Genomic DNA, 21,936 nt, shown 5'->3' on the forward strand with positions numbered 1-21,936 from the left:
GCCCCCGCCGCCCCCGCCCCCCCACCGTCCACATGCCGGAAGCCCGCCCAAACCGGCTCGCATACCCACCCCCCTCCTCCCCTACGCTTGTCCCGTGACCCCCGTCGAGCTCTCTCGTACCGTCCTGTGCGCGGTGCGCCGTGCCGTGGATGCCGGGGAGCTCAGTGTGGCCGTGCCGGAGCGGGTCGTGGTGACGCCGCCGGGGCCGGGTGGGTGCGGGGATTACGCCACCAACGTCGCGTTGCAGCTCGCCGGGCCCGCCGGGCAGCCGCCTGCGCGGGTCGCCGAGATCCTGGTGCCGCTGCTCGCGGAGTGCGCCGGCGTCGAGGACGTCGTCGTGACCGGGCCCGGGTTCCTCAATATCTCGCTCAGTTCCGCCTCGTCGCCGACCTCCACCCTGGTCGGGGAGATCCGCCGTCTCGGGGCCGGCTACGGCCACGGCGACGCCCTCGCCGGGCAGGTGGTCGCGCTCCGGGTGCCGTACGACGTGCGGGCCGAGGTCGTCGCCGACGCGGTCGTACGGATCGTTGCGACGCAGGGCGGGCGTGGTGAGGTCGAGCACGGGGAGCCCGTCAGTCTGCGGCCCGTTCCGGCGCCCGAGGACCCCGCGCCGCTCGGGCCGGACGCCGCCCAGTGGGCCCTGCTGCATCCCGCCGGCCACGACCGGCCCCGGATCACCGCCGATCATCTGGTGCAGCGGGAGAGCAACCCGCTGTTCCGGGTCAGGTACGCGCACGCCCGGGTGCGGGCCGTCGGGCGGGGTGCGGGGCGGCTCGGGTTCGAGGCCGTGCCCGGCGACGTCCCCGATGCCCCGGGCAATCTCGTCACCGCCCTCGCCGACTACCCCCGCATCCTCACCGGCGCGGCCATCCATCGCGCCCCCGACCGGCTCGCCCGGCACCTCGTCACCGTCGCCGACGCCGCGCTGCCGTTCCTGCCGACCGTGCTGCCCCGCGGCGACGAGAAACCCTCGGCCGCCCACCGCGCCCGGTTCGCCCTCGCCGAAGCCGCCGGGACGGTGCTGGCCGGCGGCCTGTCCCTGCTCGGCATCGACGCACCCGATCACCTCTGAGAGAGCCCGAAGAGCAATGAGCCGTTCCGCGCACCCCGCCGGGCCCCGGCACGCCGACGTCCTGCCCGAGGGGCACTACGCCGCCCCGCCCACCGATCTCAACGCCCTCGACCCCAAGGTGTGGGCCCAGACCGTCACCCGGAACGCCGACGGTGTCGTGACCGTCGGTGGTACCGACGTGAAGAACCTCGCCGAGGAGTTCGGCACCCCCGCCTACGTCCTCGACGAGGACGACTTCCGGGCCCGGGCGCGCGCTTGGCGCACCGCGTTCGGACCGGACGCCGACGTGTTCTACGCCGGGAAGGCGTTCCTGTCGCGGGCCGTCGTGCGCTGGCTGCACGAGGAAGGGCTGAACCTGGACGTGTGCTCCGGCGGGGAGCTGGCCACCGCGCTGTCCGCGGGCATGCCCGCCGACCGGATCGCCTTCCACGGCAACAACAAGTCGGAGGGGGAGATCCGGCGGGCCGTCGAGGCCGGTGTCGGGCGGATCGTCCTCGACTCCTTCCAGGAGATCGTGCGGGTCGCCCACATCGCGCGGGAGCTCGGCACGCGGCAGCGCGTGCAGATTCGTATCACCGTGGGTGTGGAAGCGCATACGCACGAGTTCATCGCAACGGCTCACGAGGACCAGAAGTTCGGGATTCCGCTGGCCGGCGGGCAGGCCGCGGAGGCCGTACGGCGGGCGCTGCAGCTCGACGGGCTCGAGGTCATCGGGATCCACTCGCACATCGGGTCGCAGATCTTCGACATGTCGGGCTTCGAGGTCGCCGCGCACCGCGTGGTCGGGCTGCTCAAGGACATCCGGGACGAGCACGGGGTCGAGCTGCCCGAGATCGACCTCGGGGGCGGGCTCGGGATCGCGTACACGAGTGACGACGACCCGCGCGAGCCGCACGAGATCGCCAAGGCGCTCACCGAGATCGTGACGCGGGAGTGCGAGGCCGCCAGGCTGCGGACGCCCCGGATCTCCGTGGAGCCGGGGCGGGCCATCGTCGGCCCCACCGCCTTCACGCTCTACGAGGTCGGCACCATCAAGCCGCTCGACAACCTGCGCACCTACGTCTCCGTCGACGGCGGCATGTCCGACAACATCCGCACCGCGCTCTACGACGCCGAGTACAGCGTCGCCCTGGTGTCCCGGACCAGCGACGCCGAGCCGATGCTCGCCCGCGTCGTCGGCAAGCACTGCGAGAGCGGGGACATCGTGGTGAAGGACGCCTTCCTGCCGGGCGACCTGGCACCCGGTGACCTCATCGCCGTACCGGCCACCGGCGCCTACTGCCGCTCCATGGCCAGCAACTACAACCATGTGCTCCGGCCGCCCGTCGTCGCGGTGCGGGACGGCGCGGCCCGGGTGATCGTCCGGCGGGAGACGGAGGAGGACCTGCTCCGGCTCGACGTCGGGTGAAAGCGCCGTCGAGCAGGGGGATCAGGCGGGAGGAAGATCTCCTGTCTGTCATCGCCGCACAATGAAATAGATGTCTCACGATCCGGACGAAGGGTAGAAACTCCCGTCCGGTGAGTGAGACTGGTCCAACCGTAGACGGTATGAGGAAACGAGGTCGGATGATGCGTACGCGTCCGCTGAAGGTGGCGCTGCTGGGCTGTGGGGTCGTCGGCTCAGAGGTGGCACGCATCATGACGACGCACGCCGACGACCTCGCCCAGCGGATCGGCGCCCCGGTCGAACTGGCCGGTGTCGCCGTACGACGCCCCTCCAAGGTCCGTGAGGGCATCGACCCGGAGCTGGTCACCACCGACGCCACCGCGCTCGTCAAACGCGGCGACATCGACGTCGTCGTGGAGGTCATCGGCGGGATCGAACCCGCCCGCACCCTCATCGCCACCGCCTTCGAGCACGGCGCGTCGGTCGTGTCGGCCAACAAGGCCCTGCTCGCCCAGGACGGCGCCACCCTGCACGCGGCCGCCGAGCAGCACGGCCGGGACCTCTACTACGAGGCCGCCGTAGCCGGTGCCATCCCGCTGATCCGGCCGCTGCGCGAGTCCTTGGCCGGCGACAAGGTCAACCGGGTGCTCGGCATCGTCAACGGGACGACCAACTTCATCCTCGACAAGATGGACTCCACGGGGGCCGGGTACCAGGAGGCGCTCGACGAGGCCACCGCGCTCGGGTACGCGGAGGCCGACCCCACCGCCGACGTCGAGGGCTTCGACGCGGCCGCCAAGGCCGCCATCCTCGCCGGCATCGCCTTCCACTCGCGGGTCCGGCTCGACGACGTCTACCGCGAGGGCATGACCGAGGTCACCGCCGCCGACTTCGCCTCCGCCAAGAACATGGGCTGCACCATCAAGCTGCTCGCCATCTGCGAGCGCGCCGACCACGGCGGCTCGGTGACCGCCCGCGTGCACCCCGCCATGATTCCGCTGACCCACCCGCTGGCCTCCGTGCGCGGCGCGTACAACGCCGTCTTCGTGGAGTCCGACGCCAGCGGGCAGCTCATGTTCTACGGTCCCGGCGCCGGCGGCGCCCCGACCGCCTCCGCGGTCCTCGGCGACCTCGTCGCCGTCTGCCGCAACCGGCTCAGCGGGGCAACGGGGCCCGGCGAGTCGGCGTACGCCGGTCTGCCCGTGTCGCCCATGGGCGATGTCGTCACGCGCTACCACATCAGCCTCGACGTCGCCGACAAACCGGGTGTTCTCGCCCAGGTCGCCACCGTCTTCGCCGAGCACGGGGTTTCCATCGATACGGTTCGGCAGACCGGCAAGGACGGCGAGGCCTCCCTCGTCGTCGTCACCCACCGGGCCTCCGACGCCTCCCTCTCCGGGACCGTCGAGGCGCTGCGCAAGCTCGACACCGTGCGGGGTGTCGCCAGCATCATGCGGGTTGAAGGAGAGTAACCAGCAATGACCCACCAGTGGCGCGGAATCATCGAGGAGTACCGGGACCGGCTGCCCGTCTCCGACACCACGCCGGTCGTGACGCTCCGTGAGGGCGGCACGCCCCTCGTGCCCGCGCAGGTGCTCTCCGAGCGCACGGGCTGCGAGGTCCACCTGAAGGTGGAGGGCGCGAACCCGACCGGGTCCTTCAAGGACCGCGGCATGACCATGGCCATCAGCAAGGCCAAGGAGGAGGGCGCGCAGGCCGTCATCTGCGCCTCCACGGGCAACACCTCCGCCTCCGCCGCCGCGTACGCCGTGCGCGCGGGCATGGTCTCCGCGGTGCTCGTCCCGCAGGGCAAGATCGCGCTCGGCAAGATGGGCCAGGCCCTCGTGCACGGCGCGAAGATCCTCCAGGTCGACGGCAACTTCGACGACTGCCTCACCCTCGCCCGCAAGCTGAGCGAGAACTACCCGGTGGCGCTGGTCAATTCGGTCAACCCGGTGCGTATCGAGGGGCAGAAGACGGCCTCCTTCGAGATCGTGGACATGCTCGGCGACGCGCCCGACATCCACGTCCTGCCGGTCGGCAACGCGGGCAACATCACCGCGTACTGGAAGGGGTACAAGGAGTACGCCGCCGACGGCATCGCCGCCAGGACGCCCCGGATGTGGGGTTTCCAGGCTTCCGGCAGCGCTCCGATCGTGCGCGGCGAGATCGTGAAGGACCCCTCGACGATCGCCACCGCGATCCGGATCGGCAACCCCGCCTCCTGGCAGTTCGCGCTTGCGGCCCGGGACGAGTCCGGGGGCTTCATCGACGAGGTGACGGACCGTGAGATCCTGCGCGCGTACCGGCTGTTGGCCGCCCAGGAGGGCGTCTTCGTGGAGCCCGCCTCCGCCGCGTCCGTCGCCGGTCTGCTGAAGGCGGCCGAGCAGGGCAAGGTGGACCCGGGCCAGCGGATCGTCTGCACCGTCACCGGCAACGGCTTGAAGGACCCCGACTGGGCCGTCGCCGGCGCCCCGCAGCCGGTCACCGTGCCGGTCGACGCGGCCGCCGCGGCCGAGCGGCTGGGTCTCGCCTAGAGAATCACCGAGGGCGTCCCGGACAGGGAACTCCCTACGGACGGGGCACAGGGGGCTTACGACACGCATCGTGCGCCTCCTGTGCGCCCTATGTCGCCACAGAACCTTCCTTCGATAGGCTGTACTGAACCCGCCCGCTGCATATGCCTCCGCATATGGCGCGGTGCCGCGCCGTCTCCACGGCCCGAGGGTCCCCCACGTACCTATCGAATGTCATTCGACCATCACGCAGCTCAAGGAGAGTCATCGAGCGATGGCCGGTCCAGCGTTCCGCGCCGCCGCCGTCCGGGTGCGCGTCCCCGCCACCAGCGCCAACATCGGCCCGGGCTTCGATGCCCTGGGCCTCGCGCTGGGGCTCTACGACGACGTCGTCGTCCGGGTGGCCGACTCCGGGCTGCACATCGACATCGCGGGGGAGGGCAGCGAGACGCTGCCGCGTGACGAGAGCCACCTTCTCGTACGCTCCCTGCGCACCGCCTTCGACCTGCTGGGCGGACAGCCCCGCGGCCTGGAGATCGTGTGCGCCAACCGCATCCCGCACGGCCGTGGCCTCGGCTCCTCCTCCGCCGCCATCTGCGCGGGCATCGTCGCCGCACGTGCCGTGACCATAGGCGGGGAAGCCCGCCTCGACGACGCGGCCCTCCTTGAGCTCGCGACCGAGATCGAGGGCCACCCCGACAACGTCGCGGCCTGCCTGCTCGGCGGCTTCACGCTCTCCTGGATGGAGTCCGGCGCCGCGCGGGCGATCAGGATGGAGCCCGTCGATTCCATCGTTCCGGTGGTTTTCGTGCCCGGGAAGCCGGTCCTCACCGAGACCGCGCGCGGACTGCTCCCGCGCACCGTGCCGCACGTCGACGCCGCCGCCAACGCGGGCCGCGCGGCCCTGCTCGTCGAGGCCCTCACCCGGCGCCCCGAACTGCTGCTGCCCGCCACCGAGGACCGCCTGCACCAGGAGTACCGCGCCCCCGCCATGCCGGAGAGCGCCGCCCTGGTGGAGCGGCTGCGCGCCGACGGCGTCCCGGCCGTCATCTCCGGCGCCGGACCCACCGTGATGGCGCTCGCCGACGCCGGCAGCGCCGAAAAGGTGCAGGCCCTGGCGGGTGCGGGCTGGGCCGCCAACCGGCTCGACCTGGACCTTCAGGGAGCGAGCGTGCTGCCGCTCGCGCCCTCCAGCGACATGTGACGCGCACGATTGCCGGATTTGGAGAGGGGGAATGTTTGTTGGATCCGGTAGTGTTAACCTCAAGTCTGCACCCGACCCCACCATGGCGAGGTGCTTCGTGTCCCCGTCCGGGACAGACATTCTTCCGGGAGTCTCCCAAGCCACTCAGCGTTCTGTATGACGTACCTGGGCAGTACGCCGTACCCGGGCACTGAGAGGGCCGCTGGGCACGCTCCGGAACAGGTGCTACCACGCCACGTGACACCGGGTGCCACGGCTCGTCGGAAGCGCCGTCACCAGATATTTCTTCCGCCGCACTGGCGGACCACCGCCCCGGCACGGTCCACACAAGCAAGGACCGAAAGCCGGACAGCACAACCGGTCGCCGAGCCAGACAGGCCGACGTCCGCTCCAGGGAAGGACCCTTCGTGAGCGACACCACCGATCTGATGGGCGCACGTGTCGAGGAGACCGCTGCCGCGCCCGCCACGGACGCCTCCGCGCCTGCCTCCGGTGCCGGCTCCCGGCGGCGCCGCGGTACCGGCCTCGAGGGCATGGTGCTGGCCGAGCTTCAGCAGGTCGCATCCGGCCTCGGCATCAGGGGCACCGCGCGGATGCGCAAGAGCCAGCTGATCGAGGTCATCAAGGAGGCGCAGGCCGGAGGCGGAGCTCCCGCCAAGGCCGAGGCCGCCACCGAGGCCAAGCCGAAGCGCCGCGCGACCTCCAAGGCCCGCACGGGTGACGAGGCCGCCGAGAAGAAGGCGGAGCAGGCCGCCGAGGCCCCCGCCGAGAAGGCCGTGGCCCAGCAGCAGATCGAGATCCCCGGCCAGCCGGCCGGCCGCGCGGGCGAGGCCGAGCGCGACGGGGACGACGCCCCGGCCGAGCGCCGCCGTCGCCGGGCCACCGCCGAGGCAGGCAGCCCCACCGCCACCGGCGCCGAGACCATCGCCGCCGAGGCGCGCACCGAGGCGAAGGCCGAGACGCCCGGACAGTCCCAGCAGCAGGGCGACGCCCGCGCCGACGCCGGTGACGAGGGCCGTGGCCGTCGCGACCGCCGTGACCGCGGCCGTGACCGCGACCGCCGCAACAAGGGCGACGAGCAGCAGGGCGGCGGCCAGGGCGGCCGCCAGGACCGTCAGCAGGACCGGCAGGACCGTCAGCAGCAGCCGCAGCAGCAGGGCGGCGGCCGTCAGGACCGGAACGCCGGCCCGCAGGACGACGACGACTTCGACGGCGGACGCCGTGGCCGTCGCGGCCGCTACCGCGACCGCCGTGGCCGCCGCGGCCGTGACGAGATCGGCGGCGCCGAGCCGCAGCTGGCCGAGGACGACGTCCTGATCCCCGTCGCGGGCATCCTCGACATCCTCGACAACTACGCGTTCATCCGGACCTCCGGCTACCTGCCCGGCCCGAACGACGTGTACGTCTCCCTCGCCCAGGTCCGCAAGAACGGCCTGCGCAAGGGCGACCACATCACCGGCGCGGTCCGCCAGCCCAAGGAGGGCGAGCGCCGCGAGAAGTTCAACGCGCTGGTCCGCCTGGACTCCGTCAACGGCATGGCGCCCGAACACGGCCGCGGACGCCCGGAGTTCAACAAGCTGACCCCGCTCTACCCGCAGGACCGGCTCCGCCTGGAGACCGACCCGGGCGTGCTGACCACCCGGATCATCGACCTCGTGTCGCCGATCGGCAAGGGCCAGCGCGGTCTGATCGTGGCCCCGCCGAAGACCGGCAAGACCATGATCATGCAGGCGATCGCCAACGCGATCACGCACAACAACCCCGAGTGCCACCTGATGGTCGTCCTGGTCGACGAGCGTCCGGAAGAGGTCACCGACATGCAGCGGTCGGTCAAGGGCGAGGTCATCTCCTCGACCTTCGACCGCCCGGCCGAGGACCACACCACGGTCGCCGAGCTCGCCATCGAGCGCGCCAAGCGTCTGGTGGAGCTGGGCCACGACGTCGTCGTGCTGCTCGACTCCATCACGCGTCTGGGCCGTGCGTACAACCTCGCGGCGCCGGCCTCCGGCCGCATCCTGTCCGGTGGTGTCGACTCGACCGCCCTGTACCCGCCGAAGCGCTTCTTCGGTGCGGCCCGCAACATCGAGGACGGCGGCTCGCTGACCATCCTCGCCACCGCCCTGGTGGACACCGGGTCCCGCATGGACGAGGTGATCTTCGAGGAGTTCAAGGGCACCGGCAACATGGAGCTCAAGCTCGACCGGAAGCTCGCCGACAAGCGCATCTTCCCGGCGGTGGACGTCGACGCGTCCGGCACCCGCAAGGAGGAGATCCTGCTCGGCAACGAGGAGCTGGCGGTCGTCTGGAAGCTGCGGCGCGTGCTGCACGCGCTGGACCAGCAGCAGGCGATCGAGCTGCTCCTCGACAAGATGAAGCAGACGAAGTCGAACGTCGAGTTCCTGATGCAGATCCAGAAGACGACGCCGACGCCGGGCAACGGCGACTGAGAGTGTCGTAAAACCGCGCAAAAGGCCGTCCTTCGCAAGCCGCGGAGGGCGGCCTTTTGCGCGGTTAGCGTCCGTCAGACAGGAACCGGCTCCTTTACCTTGACTTTGCCGAGGTAAAGGAGCCGGTTAAAGGGGTGATGGACGCGCATGGGTGCATTATGTGGCCGAGATTGTTCGGTGACGCCCCTGAGCTGGCAAGGTCTCCGTCCGGCGGTTCGTCCGAAATTAGGTCTTGGTGGGGGCGAGCGATCACGATCCGTCAGGCGACAGTTTCCTGACTGCGAACGATCCGGTGGCGGGAGCTACGCACGGGGTGACATCGGATTCCTCGCCCGCCGCCGTGCCGACCTCGCAGAGCCGGCTGCCCTCCTGGCGCAAGTCGAGGTAGAAGCGCGTGACCTTGCCGTCCTGCTTGAGGTCGTGGATGCGTTCGCTGATGTAGCCGAGGCTGTTCAAGCTTTCGCGGACTTTGGCGGGGTCAGGTTCTGGGACTGCCTGAAGTGCCCGGATGATGCGCTGTTCGTGCTGGACGCTCGCGCACTGATCTCGATCGTCCAATGGCGCCTCCGTGGGGGCGCCAGGCTCGACCGGTTGAGCTGGAGGAGTCTCGCCGGGGCCGAGGCTCGGCTCCCCTTCCGGACCGGTCGGCTTCTTGTCGGTAGGTCCGGACGTGGACCCGGTGGTCGAAGAGCACGGCCGTGCGACCTTGTCGAGCATCGCTGCGAATGCCGCCTGCTCGGGGGTCAGCTGTGTGGCACTCACCTGGGTGCCGGCGCCCGCGCCCGGCTCACCCTGCGGCCCACTTCCACTCGCCCCGTTGCCTCCGCAGCCGGTAAGCGCCAGCGCGGCCAAGGCGGCGGCCCCGAGGGTGCGCCGGGGGCGGGTGAACGCGCTGATAGGGGCAGCGATGCGTGTCATGTCCACAGCCTCGGCCGTCATCCCGTTCCGCGCATGAGTACGCGTACTCATTTACATGGGTTGCCCGCGGGCCATAAGCAACGCTTTACGTGCCTAAAGGGAAGTGGGGGCGTGTATTCCGTTTCTGGCGCTTGTGAAAGTGAGCTGAGTTGATCTAGTGTCCGCAGCGATCATTCAGATCATTCACGCTTTGCTACACGAGGGGGGAACTCGTGCGCAGAATCGCGATACCCGTATTTGCCGCGCTGTCCTTGTCCCTGCTGCTCCCACAGGAGATTGCGGGAGCGGCACCTGCGGGAGCATCGCTCGCCACGGCTGCCACAGTGGTTGATCCACCGCTGGCGGAGGGCGACACCGAGCAGGTCGGTCCCGGGGTCTACTCGACCGCGGACAAGTCCTTCGAGATCTACGAGACAGATGTGGCAGAAGGCCTGATGAGCCGCAGCCACACTGTCAACGCTCAGGCGAGTGGCGTCGCCAAGCCGGAGTCCGCGCCCGTGTCCCGCCCGGACATGGGCGTTTTCGGCCCAGGCTGGGAAGCCGAGTTCATGGGTGGCCAGCTCAACCGCAAACTGGAGCAGAAGGCCGACTCCGCCGTCGTCACCGACCTGAACGCGAACGCTGCGATCACCTACGCCCTGACGAGCAGTGTCGACTATCCGAGCGGTGGCGGCGTCCAGAAGTACACGTCCGCCGGGGGTGCCAAGCTGACTGTGACCACCAAGTTCGACGAGGCGACGGGCACCATGGTGTCCACCGCCTCCGAGGTCGTCAGCGCGCCCGCGGCGACCGTGGACGCGGACCAGTCCGCCGACACCGACGGCGGCGCCCCCGTCGGCATCACCACGCTGACCCCCACTTACACGTGGAAGCAGGCGGCTTCGGGTACCGACACCTGGCGCGTCACCGGCGTCGGCAACGTGGCCGAGGGCAGCCTCTCCACGGCGAGCTACGACGCCCAGGGCCGGATCTCCACCGTCAAGGAGGCCGCCGCCGGGGACACCCCGGCGCAGTCGCTGACGGTCAAGTACTCGGCCGCCACAACGGCCACGGGCACGACTCTCGGTGAGTTCGCGGGCCGGGCCAAGGAGATCAGCCTCACCGTCGGCGCCACGACGCAGACGCTCGCGCGGTACTCCTACGACGCATCAGGCCTGCTGCGCTCAGTGGTCAACCCGGTCGAGGCCGCCGAGCCGGTCGCCACCTACGCCTACGACTCCACCGGTCGCGTCTCCGACGTCACATCGCCGTCGAACGGTAACTGGGAGCTGACGTTCCCGGCCGACTCGGCCGCCCCGAACGTCGAGCCCGACGGCCCCGCGCGTCCGACCTCCGAGTCGCCCTTCACGGGCGCTGCCGATATCACCAACCCGGCCGCCACCGCCCCGCCGGCATCGGACTTCACAAGCGGGGAGATCTCCGACCCTGAGGCCTATCCCCGGCACTGCAACCGCGCGACGGACTGGCTGTGGTACCTCGAAGACGGCTGCGCCGCATGGGCCGCGCACTACGGCTGGCACCAGCCGTTCTGGAAGCAGACGCCGACCAAAAACTGGGTCGTGGGCATCAACAACGACGGTTGCAGCACCCCGGGGCCGAACATCAGCAAGCCGGGCGGCTTCAACTTCCGGAGCGCGTGCGACATGCACGACTACGGCTATGGCCTGATCGGCAATACGTACAAGGGCTACAAGTACTACCTCGACCGCAGCAAGAAGTCGAACGTCGACAACGCCTTCTACACCACGATGTCGACGTACAGCTGCAAGGCCTACTTCATCCTGAGCAGGCCTGACTGCTACAGCTACGCGTATGTCTACTACAAGGCCGTTGGCCTGAAGGGCAACCCGAAGAACGGCGCCAACGCCACCTGATCCGCGGCATCGCCCGCTGACCGATGACGTCAGCGAGCGCTCTGGCCGGACGACGGAACGTTCCGCCGTCCGGCCTTCTCGCGCCCGACTCCTTCCCTCATACGCGCCAGCGGGCTCAGTCATGTCCGCTTCCCACCGGAGCTTCAGTGAAAAAACCCATATGGGCCATGGTCGTCACCGCTGTGACGACCATGGCGCTCGGCGCCGCCCCGGCTCAGGCCGCGGTGCCCCACAGTGCCACCGTGGCGGCCGCGACCACAGGTGACCCGGTCGATCCGCCGCTGTACGACGCGACGTCGTCCGGCCGCGTGGCCCGTGTCAACGTCGTCACCGAGAACCGCACGGACCTCTCCGCCGCGGCATCGGCCGGCAAGACGGTGCAGTCGTTCACGACTCTGCCGGTCGTCACTCTCAAGGTCGACCGCAGCGGGCTGGACCGGCTGGCCGCCCAGCCGGGCGTGGTCAGCGTGACGGAGGACGTCCCGGCGCGGCCGTCGCTGGACGAGAGCGTCCCCATCATCGGCGCCGACCAGGCCTATGCACAGGGCATGACCGGTGCGGGCAGCGTGGTGGCCGTCCTGGACACGGGGATCGCCACCCACCATCCGTTCCTCAAGGGCCGGGTCATCTCCGAGGGCTGCTTCTCGACGATCGACCCCGACCTCAGCGCCACCAGCCTGTGTCCCGACGGGACCGACCACCAGGAGGGGACGGGCACGGCCGACTCCGAGAGCGGCCCCTGCGCGACGATCGCCGAGTGCGATCACGGGACTCACGTGGCCGGGATCATCGCAGGCAACGGTGAGGGCATCACCGGGGCCCCCAAGCGCGGTGTCGCCCCCGGTGCCAACATCATCGCCCTCCAGGTGTTCAGCAAGTTCGACTCCGAGGACTACTGCGGCGCCGGCGCCGCACCGTGCGTGGGCAGCTTCACCAGCGCCCAGCTGGCGGCCCTGGAGAAGGTGCTGCAACTGCGACAGTCCGGGACGCCCGTGGTGGCGGCGAACCTGAGCCTGGGGTCCGGCCGGTACGCCACCGCCTGCGACACCGACCCGCGTAAGTCGGCCATCGACAACCTGCTCGCCGCCGGGGTCGCCACAGTGGTCGCGGCCGGAAACAACGGTTACACCGACGCGGTGAGCGCCCCCGGCTGCGTCTCCTCAGCGGTCACGGTGGGTGGCACCACCGACGACGACCAGTTGTCCGCGTTCACCAACCGCGGCCCGCAGCTGGACCTCCTGGCCCCTGGTACCAGCATCATCTCCTCGGTCCCGGGCGGCGGATACGCCTCGAAGAGCGGGACGTCCATGGCCGCGCCGCACGTGGCAGGCTCGCTCGCGATCCTGCGGCAGGCGTTCCCCAACGACAGTGTCGCGAACCTGGAGTCACGGCTCGAGAGCAGCGGAAAGACCATCGCCTACACGGGCGCCGACACGCCCCGCATCGACGTCGCCCAGGCGCTCGGCGCGACCGTTCAGCCCGCTACGACCGGCAGTGACTTCAACTGCGACAAGAAGGAGGACCTGGCCGTCGCCGACCCCGAGGCGGCCGTCGGCGGGGATGCCAAGGCCGGCGTCGTACGGGTTGTCTACGGTGGCGGCAAGGGCACGTCCGAGCTGAACCAGGACCTCGCCTCGGTGCCTGGCGACGCCGAGCCGAACGACTACTTCGGCGACTCCCTCGCCACCGTCGACTACAACAAGGACGGTTGCACTGACCTCGTCGTCGGCACGTCCCGCGAGGATGTCGGCAGCGCGACGGACGCAGGCACCGTGGACGTGATCTACGGCGCCTCCGGCGGCCTCGGCACTGGCAAGGCGGCACTCCACCTGGAGCAGGGCACGGGCGCCGAGGGTATCCTCGCCGCGTCCTCGGAATCCGGGGACCGCATGGGCGCCGCCGTTGCCGCGGGCCTCACCCTCGACCAGGAGCCGTACCTGGTCATCGGAGTCCCGGGTGAGGACATCGACGGCAAGACGGACGCAGGTGCCGTCTTCTATCTGCGCGGCAGCATCAACCGAACGCTGGTCCAGGGCAGTTCGGGGGTGGCGGGCATTCTGGAGGCGGGCGACAAGTTCGGTTCCTCGGTGGCCGCGAGCCCTGAGTACCTGGTGGTCAGTACACCGGGCCAGAGCGTCGTACCCACCCGTAGACCGAACGGAACCCCCCAGGCGGCAGCGGGCCAGGTCTCTGTGATGACCCACGAACTCAACGACAGTGGTGTCCCGGCCTCTGTTGGAACCGTCGACGAGAACAGCCTGTTCATGTCGGCCGATGCCGAGGCGGGGGACCAGTTCGGTGCGTCGGTCTCGGTCACCCAGGCTCTGTACTACAGGGGCTTCCCATGGCCGGTACGGGGTACCTACATCGCCATCGGCGTCCCCGGGGAGGACCTCACCTATGGAGGGGCGGCCAAGGCCGACGCCGGACGTGCCGTCGTGGTCAGGGTGGACAAGACCATGGGGTTCACGGAAATCAACAGCGGCTACGACCAGTCCCCCGATGATGTCTCCGGAGCTCCCGAGGCCGGTGACCGCATGGGCGCCCAGGTGACCATCGTCAACCGGGACCCGGCGTCGACCGTGACCGACGCGAGCCTGGTGATGGCGGTCGGCGTGCCGGGCGAGGACATCGGCACTGTTGCCGACGCGGGCGCCGTACAGGTCTTTGGTCTGTACAGCGCGCCGGGTGTCACCGACCGGTGGATCGAGGCCGGCAACGGTACCGGTATGCCGGGTGCTCCGACCGCCGCGCACGCGGTGGGCACCAGCCTGTACGGCACGCGGGCCAACCTCTACATCGGTATGCCCTATGGGCCGGGCGCCTATGGCTCGCTCTACGCGATGCCGTGGGCGAACGTGACCGGAGGCACAGCACAGCCGGTCACCACCTATGCGCCGGGCACAGGTGGCCTCCCGGCCGCCGGGCTACGGTTCGGAATGTCCGCCAGGTGAGCGACGGCTCCACGGACGCGTAGCTCGGTCTTCTCGGAGCAGGGAAAAGGGCCGCCCCCGCAGTACGCAGGGGGCGGCCCTTCGCGCTTCCTACTCCGATGCACGGTCGCGCCCTTCGGTCAGCTGACGGAAAGGCGAACTCCTGGTCGCGGCATCCTCTCCGCCGTCCTGCGCCGGTGGAACCACCCGTCATACACCGTGTTGAGGAACGGCGCCCCCCACATCGAGGTGACCCTGGCGGCTCCGTCAAGGCGACCTCGATCCGGATGACGATATACGGGTAAGGGCAACGGCACCTCGTCGCCCGCGCGTCCTCAACGGCGACGGCAAGGCCGACCTCGTGGCCCGCACGACCGGCGGCACGCTGTACCTGTACCCGGGCACCGGCAAGGCGACCAGTGAGATCTTCGGCACAAGGAAGTCGCTCGGTACCGGTTTCCAGCAGTACGACATCTTCGGCTGAAATACCTGGTGAGCGGGGTTCGCCCCGTCTTGCCCGGTGACATGGTGTGCCCATCGCGCTACGCGGTGGGCACACTGCGTCGTGCAACCCTTTCCCGAGTTTCGCCGTCTGACCAGGCGGAGCGACGATGGTCCGGTACGCGCCGATGATCCTGGTACGCCGGGCCTGACCCTGAAAGCAGGGGGTAACCGACCAGTCGTACGAGAACAGAGGAGCCCATGTCCGCCGAGAGCACGTCAGGGCCGCACATACCCGAGTCCGGTACGACCGCCATGGACCGCCGTGGCAAGGGCCGCCGTCGCAAGCCGCCCGGTACCGGCCGCAAGGCGCTGCGCGTCACGGCGTGGACGGCGGCGGGCATCCTCGTCCTCGGCGGCGCAGGCGTCGGCTACCTGTACTTCAAGCTCAACGGCAACCTCAAGACCGTCGACATCAACCAGATGCTCGGCTCCGACCGGCCCGCCAAGGTCGACAACGGTTCCGAGAACATCCTGGTCCTGGGCTCGGACACGCGTTCCGGCGCCAACAAGAAGCTCGGCGGCGGCGCGGACGACGGCAGCGCCCGCTCCGACACGGCGATGATCGTCCACGTCTACAAGGGCCACAAGAAGGCCGCCGTGGTCTCCGTCCCGCGGGACACCCTGATCGACCGCCCCGCCTGCACCGACGCGCAGGGCACCAGCCACTCCGCCGCGACCGGCGTCATGTTCAACTCCGCGTACTCCACGGGCGGCGCGGCCTGCGCGGTCAAGACCGTCGAGGCGATGACCGGCATCCGGATGGACCACTACCTGGAGGTCGACTTCTCCGGCTTCCAGAAGCTCATCGACGACCTCGGCGGTGTCCAGGTCACCACGACGAAGGCGATCGACGACCGGGAGAGCCACCTCGACCTCAAGGCCGGCACCCACACGCTCGACGGCAGGCAGGCCCTCGGCCTCGTCCGCACCCGGCACGGCGTCGGCGACGGCTCCGACCTGGGCCGCATCCAGCTCCAGCAGGCGTTCGTGAAGGCCCTCATCGACCAGGTCAAGCAGGTGGGCGTCTTCACCAGCCCCAAGAAGCTGTACGACCTGGCGGACACCGCGACGAAGGCGGTCACCACCGACTCCGACCTCGGCTCGGTGAACTCCCTGGTCGACTTCGCGAACGGCCTGAAGTCCATCAGCTCCAAGAACATGCACATGGTCACCATGCCGGTGCGGTACGACCCGTCGAACCCGAACCGGGTGATCGTGGCGGAGGCGAAGGCCAAGCTGGTCTGGACCGCGCTGAAGAACGACAGGCCGATCCCGGCGTCCGCCACGAAGGGCACGGCGACGGGGCAGGCCAAGGGGGTCGTGACGGCGTCGTGAGGGTGCGGGCCGGTGGGGGCTTTGTCGCGCAGTTCCCCGCGCCCCTGGAGGGGCGCTCAGGCTGACGCCCCTGGAAGGGGCGCGGGGAACTGCGCGAGCAACCCACGACGACCTGCACTCGCCCACGGCGAAACCGTGGCACCCCCGTAGGCGCGGCCTCCCGCCCCCCGCGGAATAAAGATCAAAGCCCCCCGGTTTTGGGAGATACGGCCAGCCCTGGCAGACTGGTACGTCGGCCCCGGTTCACGCCCCGCAAGCCCGCGGCAGCGACCCGGTGCCCTCCCGATATCTAGGAGACACCTTGAAGCGCGAGATCCACCCCGAGTACGTCGAGACGCAGGTCAGCTGCACCTGTGGCGCGTCGTTCACCACCCGTAGCACGATCACGAGCGGCACCATCCGTGCCGAGGTCTGCTCCGAGTGCCACCCGTTCTACACGGGCAAGCAGAAGATCCTCGACACCGGTGGCCGCGTGGCCCGCTTCGAGGCCCGCTTCGGCAAGGCTGCCGCCGGCTCCAAGAAGTAGCGAGCCCCATTTCGCCGGTCCACGGCCACGCCCCTGCGAGGGCGTGCCCGGGACCGGCGTTTTTGGTCGCCCGCCTTCCCTTCCCCACGCCGTAGCAGTATCAGGAGCCAAAAATGTTCGAGGCCGTCGAGGAACTCGTCGTCGAGCACGCAGACCTGGAGAAGAAGCTCGCCGACCCGTCGGTCCACGCCGACCAGGCCAACGCGCGCAAGCTGAACAAGCGCTACGCCGAACTCACCCCGATCGTCGCCACGTTCCGCTCCTGGAAGCAGACCGGCGACGACATCGAGACCGCGCGTGAACTGGCCGCCGACGACCCCGACTTCGCCGCCGAGGTCAAGGAACTGGACAAGCAGCGCGACGAGCTCACCGAGAAGCTGCGCCTGCTGCTCGTGCCCCGGGACCCGTCCGACGACAAGGACGTCATCCTGGAGATCAAGGCCGGCGCGGGCGGCGACGAGTCCGCTCTCTTCGCCGGCGACCTGCTGCGGATGTACCTGCGGTACGCCGAGCGTGTCGGCTGGAAGACCGAGATCATCGACTCCACCGAGTCCGAACTCGGCGGCTACAAGGACGTCCAGGTCGCCGTGAAGACCAAGGGCGGCAACGGCGCGACCGAGCCCGGCCAGGGCGTCTGGGCGCGGCTGAAGTACGAGGGCGGTGTGCACCGCGTGCAGCGCGTGCCGGCCACCGAGTCCCAGGGCCGTATCCACACCTCGGCGGCCGGTGTGCTCGTCACGCCGGAGGCGGAGGAGGTCGACGTCGAGATCAACCCGAACGACCTCCGGATCGACGTCTACCGGTCCTCCGGGCCCGGCGGACAGTCCGTCAACACCACCGACTCCGCCGTGCGCATCACGCACATCCCCACCGGAGTCGTCGCCTCCTGCCAGAACGAGAAGAGCCAGCTGCAGAACAAGGAGCAGGCCTTGCGTATCCTGCGCTCCAGGCTGCTCGCCGCGGCGCAGGAGGAGGCGGAGAAGGAGGCCGCCGACGCCCGCCGCAGCCAGGTCCGCACCGTCGACCGCTCCGAGAAGATCCGCACGTACAACTTCCCGGAGAATCGCATCTCGGACCACCGCGTGGGCTTCAAGGCGTACAACCTGGACCAGGTCCTGGACGGCGACCTCGACGCGGTGATCCAGGCCTGCGTCGACGCGGACTCGGCCGCCAAGCTCGCGGCCGCGTAAGGCACGTACGCACGACGACCGAGTACGACACGGAGGACCAGCGTGAACCTGCTGCTCGCGGAGGTGGCCCAGGCCACCCAGCGGCTGGCCGACGCCGGCGTGCCCTCGCCGCGCAACGACGCGGAGGAGCTCGCCGCGTTCGTGCACGGCGTGAAGCGGGGCGCGCTGCACTCCGTCAAGGACTCCGACTTCGACGCCCGCTACTGGGAGGTCATCGCCCGCCGGGAGCAGCGCGAGCCGCTCCAGCACATCACCGGGCGGGCGTACTTCCGGTACCTCGAACTCCAGGTGGGGCCCGGCGTGTTCGTGCCGCGGCCCGAGACCGAGTCCGTCGTCGGCTGGGCCATAGACGCCGTGCGCGCCATGGACGTGGTCGAGCCCCGCATCGTCGACCTGTGCACCGGTTCCGGCGCCATCGCGCTCGCTCTCGCCCAGGAGGTACCGCGCTCGCGCGTGCACGCCGTGGAGCTGTCCGAGGAGGCGCTCCAGTGGACCCGCAAGAACATGGCGGGCTCCCGGGTCGACCTGCGCCAGGGGGACGCCCTGGACGCCTTCCCCGACCTCGACGGCCACGTGGACCTGGTCATCTCGAACCCTCCGTACATCCCGCTCACCGAGTGGGAGTACGTCGCCCCCGAGGCCCGCGACTACGACCCCGAGCTGGCCCTGTTCTCCGGCGAGGACGGCCTCGACCTGATCCGCGGCATCGAACGCACCGCGCACCGGCTGCTGCGCCCGGGCGGTGTCGTCGTCATCGAGCACGCCGACACCCAGGGCGGGCAGGTGCCGTGGATCTTCACCGAGGAGCGGGGCTGGGCCGACGCGGCCGACCACCCGGACCTCAACAGGCGCCCCCGCTTCGCGACCGCCCGCAAGGCGCTGCCGTGAGCACCCCGCAGGCAGTGTTTTCCGACGTCCAGATGCACGTGTACGAGGAGGCCCGCTAGACATGGCACGGCGATACGACACCAACGACGCGACCGACCGCGTGACGGGTCTGCGCGAGGCCGCGTCCGCCGTCCGCCGGGGCGAACTGGTGGTGCTGCCGACCGACACCGTGTACGGCATCGGCGCCGACGCGTTCACCTCGGAGGCGGTCGCCGACCTCCTCGACGCCAAGGGCCGGGGCCGCAACATGCCCACCCCCGTGCTGATCGGGTCCCCGAACACGCTCCACGGTCTCGTCACCGACTTCTCCGAACTGGCCTGGGAGCTGGTCGACGCGTTCTGGCCGGGAGCCCTCACGCTCGTCGCCAAGCACCAGCCGTCGCTCCAGTGGGACCTGGGCGACACCCGTGGCACGGTCGCCGTCCGCATGCCCCTGCACCCGGTCGCCATCGAGCTCCTGACCGAGGTCGGCCCGATGGCCGTCTCCTCCGCCAACCTCACCGGCCACCCGGCCCCGGAGACCTGTGACGCCGCGCAGGAGATGCTCGGCGACTCCGTCTCCGTGTACCTCGACGGCGGCCCGACCCCCGGCAACGTCCCCTCGTCGATCGTCGACGTCACCCGCGAAGTTCCGTTGCTGCTGCGTGCGGGCGCGATCTCGGCGGAGGAGCTGCGGAAGGTCGTACCCGACCTCGAGGTGGCGAATTGACAGCCCCTGACGCGGGGCGTGGCATAGGCAACGGGGAGAGCGCGGCGGAGATCACGACGACGTTCGTGGGGCTGCCGCGCGACAGCTTCCGCATCCTCCACGTCAGCACCGGCAATGTGTGCCGCTCGCCGATCACCGAGCGGCTGACCCGCCATCTCGTGACGGACCGGCTCGGCGCCTTCCTCGGCGGCGGGCTGGTCGTGGAGAGCGCGGGTACCTGGGGGCACGAGGGCGCGCCCATGGAGGCCAACGCGGAGGCCGTGCTGGCCGAGTTCGGTGCGGACGCCTCCGGCTTCGTGGGCCGCGAGCTGCTCGACGAGCACGTGATCCGCGCGGACCTGGTCCTCACGGCCACCCGTGACCACCGCGCCCAGGTCATCTCCATGGGCCACTCGGCGGGCCTGCGCACCTTCACGCTCAAGGAGTTCACCCGGCTGGTCCGCGCGATAGACCCGGCGACCCTGCCGCCGACGTCGGAAGGCGTGGTCGTCCGGGCCCGCGCACTGGTCCGCGCCGCGGCGGCCCTCCGCGGCTGGCTCCTGGCCCCGACGGCCGAGGCGGACGAGGTCTACGACCCCTACGGCGCCCCCCTCCCGTTCTTCCAGTCCATCGGCGACGAGATACACGAGGCCCTGGACCCGGTGGTGACGGCACTGACCGGGGTGCCGGCGCGAACGTAAGCAGGCCGTGTCCACCCGTCCCGCCTTGCGGAACGCCTGCCCACGGCGGTGCCGGTGGCGACGGTGCCGCGCATGTAAGCGCGCGCTTCTCCCATCGGCACCCGGCGCTGCAGGCCGGCTTCGCTCGCGCGGGGGACCCCCATCGCCCTGCGGAACGCCTGCCCACGGCGGTAGCGACGGCGGATGCCGTGGCGGTGGCGATTGTGGGGGTGGAGTACCTCGCAGGACGCGTGGGGTGCGGCGCCCCGTAAGGGGCGCGGGGAACTGCGTGGGCAACCCTCACGCCCCCGCGGCCGCGTGACCGGCCGCATGCCCCTCCGGGGGCGAGGCGGGCCGGCAGGCCGCATGCAGCCGCGGCCGCGTGGCCGGCCGTAAGCACGCACCCCTGCGGCGGCGGGGCGGGCCGGCGCCACGGTCGTACGCACAAACCGCGCGACCACCCCGTACCACGCCTACATTGGACATACGTCACCGTCGACCGCCCGGAGCACGTCATGTCGGTCACCCCTGCCCTCCTCGAGGGCGATCTCCTGCGACGGCAGGATCCTGAGCTGGCCGAGATCCTGCTGGGGGAGCTCGCCCGGCAGTCGACGTCGTTGCAGCTGATCGCCGCCGAGAACTTCAGCTCGCCGGCCGTGCTGGCCGCGCTCGGGTCGCCGCTCGCCAACAAGTACGCCGAGGGATATCCGGGCACCCGCTACCACGGCGGCTGCGAGATCGTGGACGTCGCCGAGCGGCTCGCCGTCGACCGGGCCAAGGCGCTGTTCGGCGCCGCGCACGCCAACGTGCAGTCCCACTCGGGTTCGTCCGCCATGCTGGCCGCGTACGCGGCCCTGCTGCGGCCCGGCGACTCCGTACTGGCTCTCGGGCTGCCCTACGGCGGCCATCTCACGCACGGCTCCCCGGCCAACTTCTCCGGCCGCTGGTTCGACTTCGTCGGGTACGGCGTGGACGCCGAGAGCGGGCTCATCGACCACGACCAGGTGCGGACGCTGGCCCGCAGCCACCGGCCCAAGGCGATCGTGTGCGGGTCCATCGCCTACCCCCGGCACATCGACTACGCCTTCTTCCGCGAGGTCGCCGACGAGGTGGGCGCCTACCTGATCGCCGACGCCGCCCATCCCATCGGGCTCGTCGCCGGGGGAGCCGCACCGAACCCGGTGCCGTACGCCGACGTCGTGTGCGCGACCACGCACAAGGTGCTGCGCGGGCCGCGCGGCGGGATGCTGCTGTGCGGCGCGCCCGAGCTGGCCGAGCGGCTCGACCGGGCGGTGTTCCCGTTCACGCAGGGCGGCGCGCAGATGAACGCCGTCGCCGCGAAGGCGGTCGCGTTCGGGGAGGCGGCAACACCGGCGTTCACCGCGTACGCCCATCAGGTGGTCGCCAATGCGAGGGTGCTCGCGGCCGGGCTGGCGCAGGCGGGACTGACCGTCACGACCGGGGGCACCGACACGCATCTGATCACCGTCGACACCGGCCCGCTCGGCGTCGAGGGGAAGGCCGCCCGCGGGCGGCTCGCGGCCGCAGGGATCGTGCTGGACTGCTGTGCCCTGCCGCACGGCGACGCGCGGGGGCTGCGGCTGGGCACGGCCGCCGTCACCACACAGGGCATGGGGGAGACCGAGATGACCCGGATCGCCGAGCTGCTGGCCGGCGTGGTGAGCGGAGTCACGGACACGGGGAGGGCGCGTGCCGAGGTGCGCGAGCTCACCGGTAGATTTCCGCCGTATCCCGGGTGAGACGGGGTAGGCGC

At 70.5% G+C, this 21,936-nt stretch carries 17 protein-coding genes; 16 read left to right on the plus strand and 1 reads right to left on the minus strand.

The genetic code is table 11. From position 1 onward, the window contains the following. The first annotated feature begins 94 nt into the window (after positions 1-94). From nrtL to rho, 6 genes are all read left to right on the plus strand, one after another. Positions 95-1,072, plus strand: a complete 978-nt coding sequence (nrtL, locus tag ACFY0K_RS19710) for an ArgS-related anticodon-binding protein NrtL (protein ID WP_390640899.1) — start codon at positions 95-97, stop codon at positions 1,070-1,072. A gap of 16 nt (positions 1,073-1,088) precedes the next feature. Continuing rightward, entirely contained in the window at positions 1,089-2,480 is a 1,392-nt protein-coding gene (gene lysA, locus ACFY0K_RS19715; protein ID WP_390640900.1) for a diaminopimelate decarboxylase, read from the plus strand. A gap of 158 nt (positions 2,481-2,638) precedes the next feature. Continuing rightward, complete coding sequence (locus ACFY0K_RS19720) at positions 2,639-3,931, plus strand: homoserine dehydrogenase (protein WP_390640901.1); 1,293 nt, start codon at positions 2,639-2,641, stop codon at positions 3,929-3,931. Between the two features lie 6 nt (positions 3,932-3,937). Beyond that, a complete protein-coding gene (thrC, locus tag ACFY0K_RS19725; protein ID WP_390640902.1) occupies positions 3,938-4,996 on the plus strand; it encodes a threonine synthase in 1,059 nt (352 codons plus the stop codon). A 253-nt stretch (positions 4,997-5,249) separates the two neighbouring features. Then, complete coding sequence (gene thrB / locus ACFY0K_RS19730) at positions 5,250-6,179, plus strand: homoserine kinase (RefSeq protein WP_390640903.1); 930 nt, start codon at positions 5,250-5,252, stop codon at positions 6,177-6,179. Positions 6,180-6,586: 407 nt separating this feature from the next. Beyond that, positions 6,587-8,626 carry a transcription termination factor Rho gene (gene rho / locus ACFY0K_RS19735; protein ID WP_390640904.1) on the plus strand — a complete coding sequence of 680 codons (2,040 nt, stop codon included), beginning with the start codon at positions 6,587-6,589 and terminating at the stop codon, positions 8,624-8,626. A 249-nt stretch (positions 8,627-8,875) separates the two neighbouring features. Here rho and ACFY0K_RS19740 read toward each other — a convergent pair whose 3' ends face one another. Then, complete coding sequence (locus ACFY0K_RS19740; protein WP_390640905.1) at positions 8,876-9,544, minus strand: hypothetical protein; 669 nt, start codon at positions 9,542-9,544, stop codon at positions 8,876-8,878. Between the two features lie 323 nt (positions 9,545-9,867). Between ACFY0K_RS19740 and ACFY0K_RS19745 the strand changes: the two genes are divergently transcribed. From ACFY0K_RS19745 to glyA, 10 genes are all read left to right on the plus strand, one after another. Next, on the plus strand, positions 9,868-11,418 hold the full coding sequence (locus ACFY0K_RS19745; protein WP_390640906.1) for a phospholipase A2: 1,551 nt from the start codon (positions 9,868-9,870) through the stop codon (positions 11,416-11,418). A 167-nt stretch (positions 11,419-11,585) separates the two neighbouring features. Beyond that, positions 11,586-14,372: a S8 family serine peptidase gene (locus ACFY0K_RS19750; RefSeq protein ID WP_390640907.1), complete on the plus strand. Its 2,787-nt coding sequence runs from the start codon at positions 11,586-11,588 to the stop codon at positions 14,370-14,372. Positions 14,373-14,712: 340 nt separating this feature from the next. After that, entirely contained in the window at positions 14,713-14,835 is a 123-nt protein-coding gene (locus ACFY0K_RS19755; RefSeq protein ID WP_390640908.1) for a hypothetical protein, read from the plus strand. Positions 14,836-15,053: 218 nt separating this feature from the next. Next, positions 15,054-16,190, plus strand: a complete 1,137-nt coding sequence (locus tag ACFY0K_RS19760; protein WP_390640909.1) for an LCP family protein — start codon at positions 15,054-15,056, stop codon at positions 16,188-16,190. Positions 16,191-16,491: 301 nt separating this feature from the next. Then, positions 16,492-16,716: a 50S ribosomal protein L31 gene (rpmE, locus tag ACFY0K_RS19765; protein WP_030049623.1), complete on the plus strand. Its 225-nt coding sequence runs from the start codon at positions 16,492-16,494 to the stop codon at positions 16,714-16,716. 113 nt (positions 16,717-16,829) lie between these two features. Then, a complete protein-coding gene (gene prfA, locus ACFY0K_RS19770; protein ID WP_351957787.1) occupies positions 16,830-17,906 on the plus strand; it encodes a peptide chain release factor 1 in 1,077 nt (358 codons plus the stop codon). Between the two features lie 42 nt (positions 17,907-17,948). Further along, positions 17,949-18,794: a peptide chain release factor N(5)-glutamine methyltransferase gene (gene prmC, locus ACFY0K_RS19775; protein ID WP_390640910.1), complete on the plus strand. Its 846-nt coding sequence runs from the start codon at positions 17,949-17,951 to the stop codon at positions 18,792-18,794. Between the two features lie 61 nt (positions 18,795-18,855). Continuing rightward, positions 18,856-19,503 (plus strand): L-threonylcarbamoyladenylate synthase, encoded by a 648-nt coding sequence (locus ACFY0K_RS19780; protein ID WP_351957786.1) that lies wholly within the window; start codon positions 18,856-18,858, stop codon positions 19,501-19,503. Further along, complete coding sequence (locus tag ACFY0K_RS19785) at positions 19,500-20,183, plus strand: protein-tyrosine-phosphatase (protein ID WP_390640911.1); 684 nt, start codon at positions 19,500-19,502, stop codon at positions 20,181-20,183. The genes ACFY0K_RS19780 and ACFY0K_RS19785 overlap by 4 nt, the downstream gene beginning before the upstream one ends. A 494-nt stretch (positions 20,184-20,677) precedes the next feature. After that, positions 20,678-21,922, plus strand: coding sequence for a serine hydroxymethyltransferase (glyA, locus tag ACFY0K_RS19790; protein ID WP_390640912.1), 1,245 nt, complete (start codon positions 20,678-20,680; stop codon positions 21,920-21,922). Positions 21,923-21,936: the final 14 nt, after the last annotated feature.

This window comes from Streptomyces sp. NPDC001507 (assembly GCF_042894765.1).
In the GTDB taxonomy this organism is placed as follows: domain Bacteria; phylum Actinomycetota; class Actinomycetes; order Streptomycetales; family Streptomycetaceae; genus Streptomyces.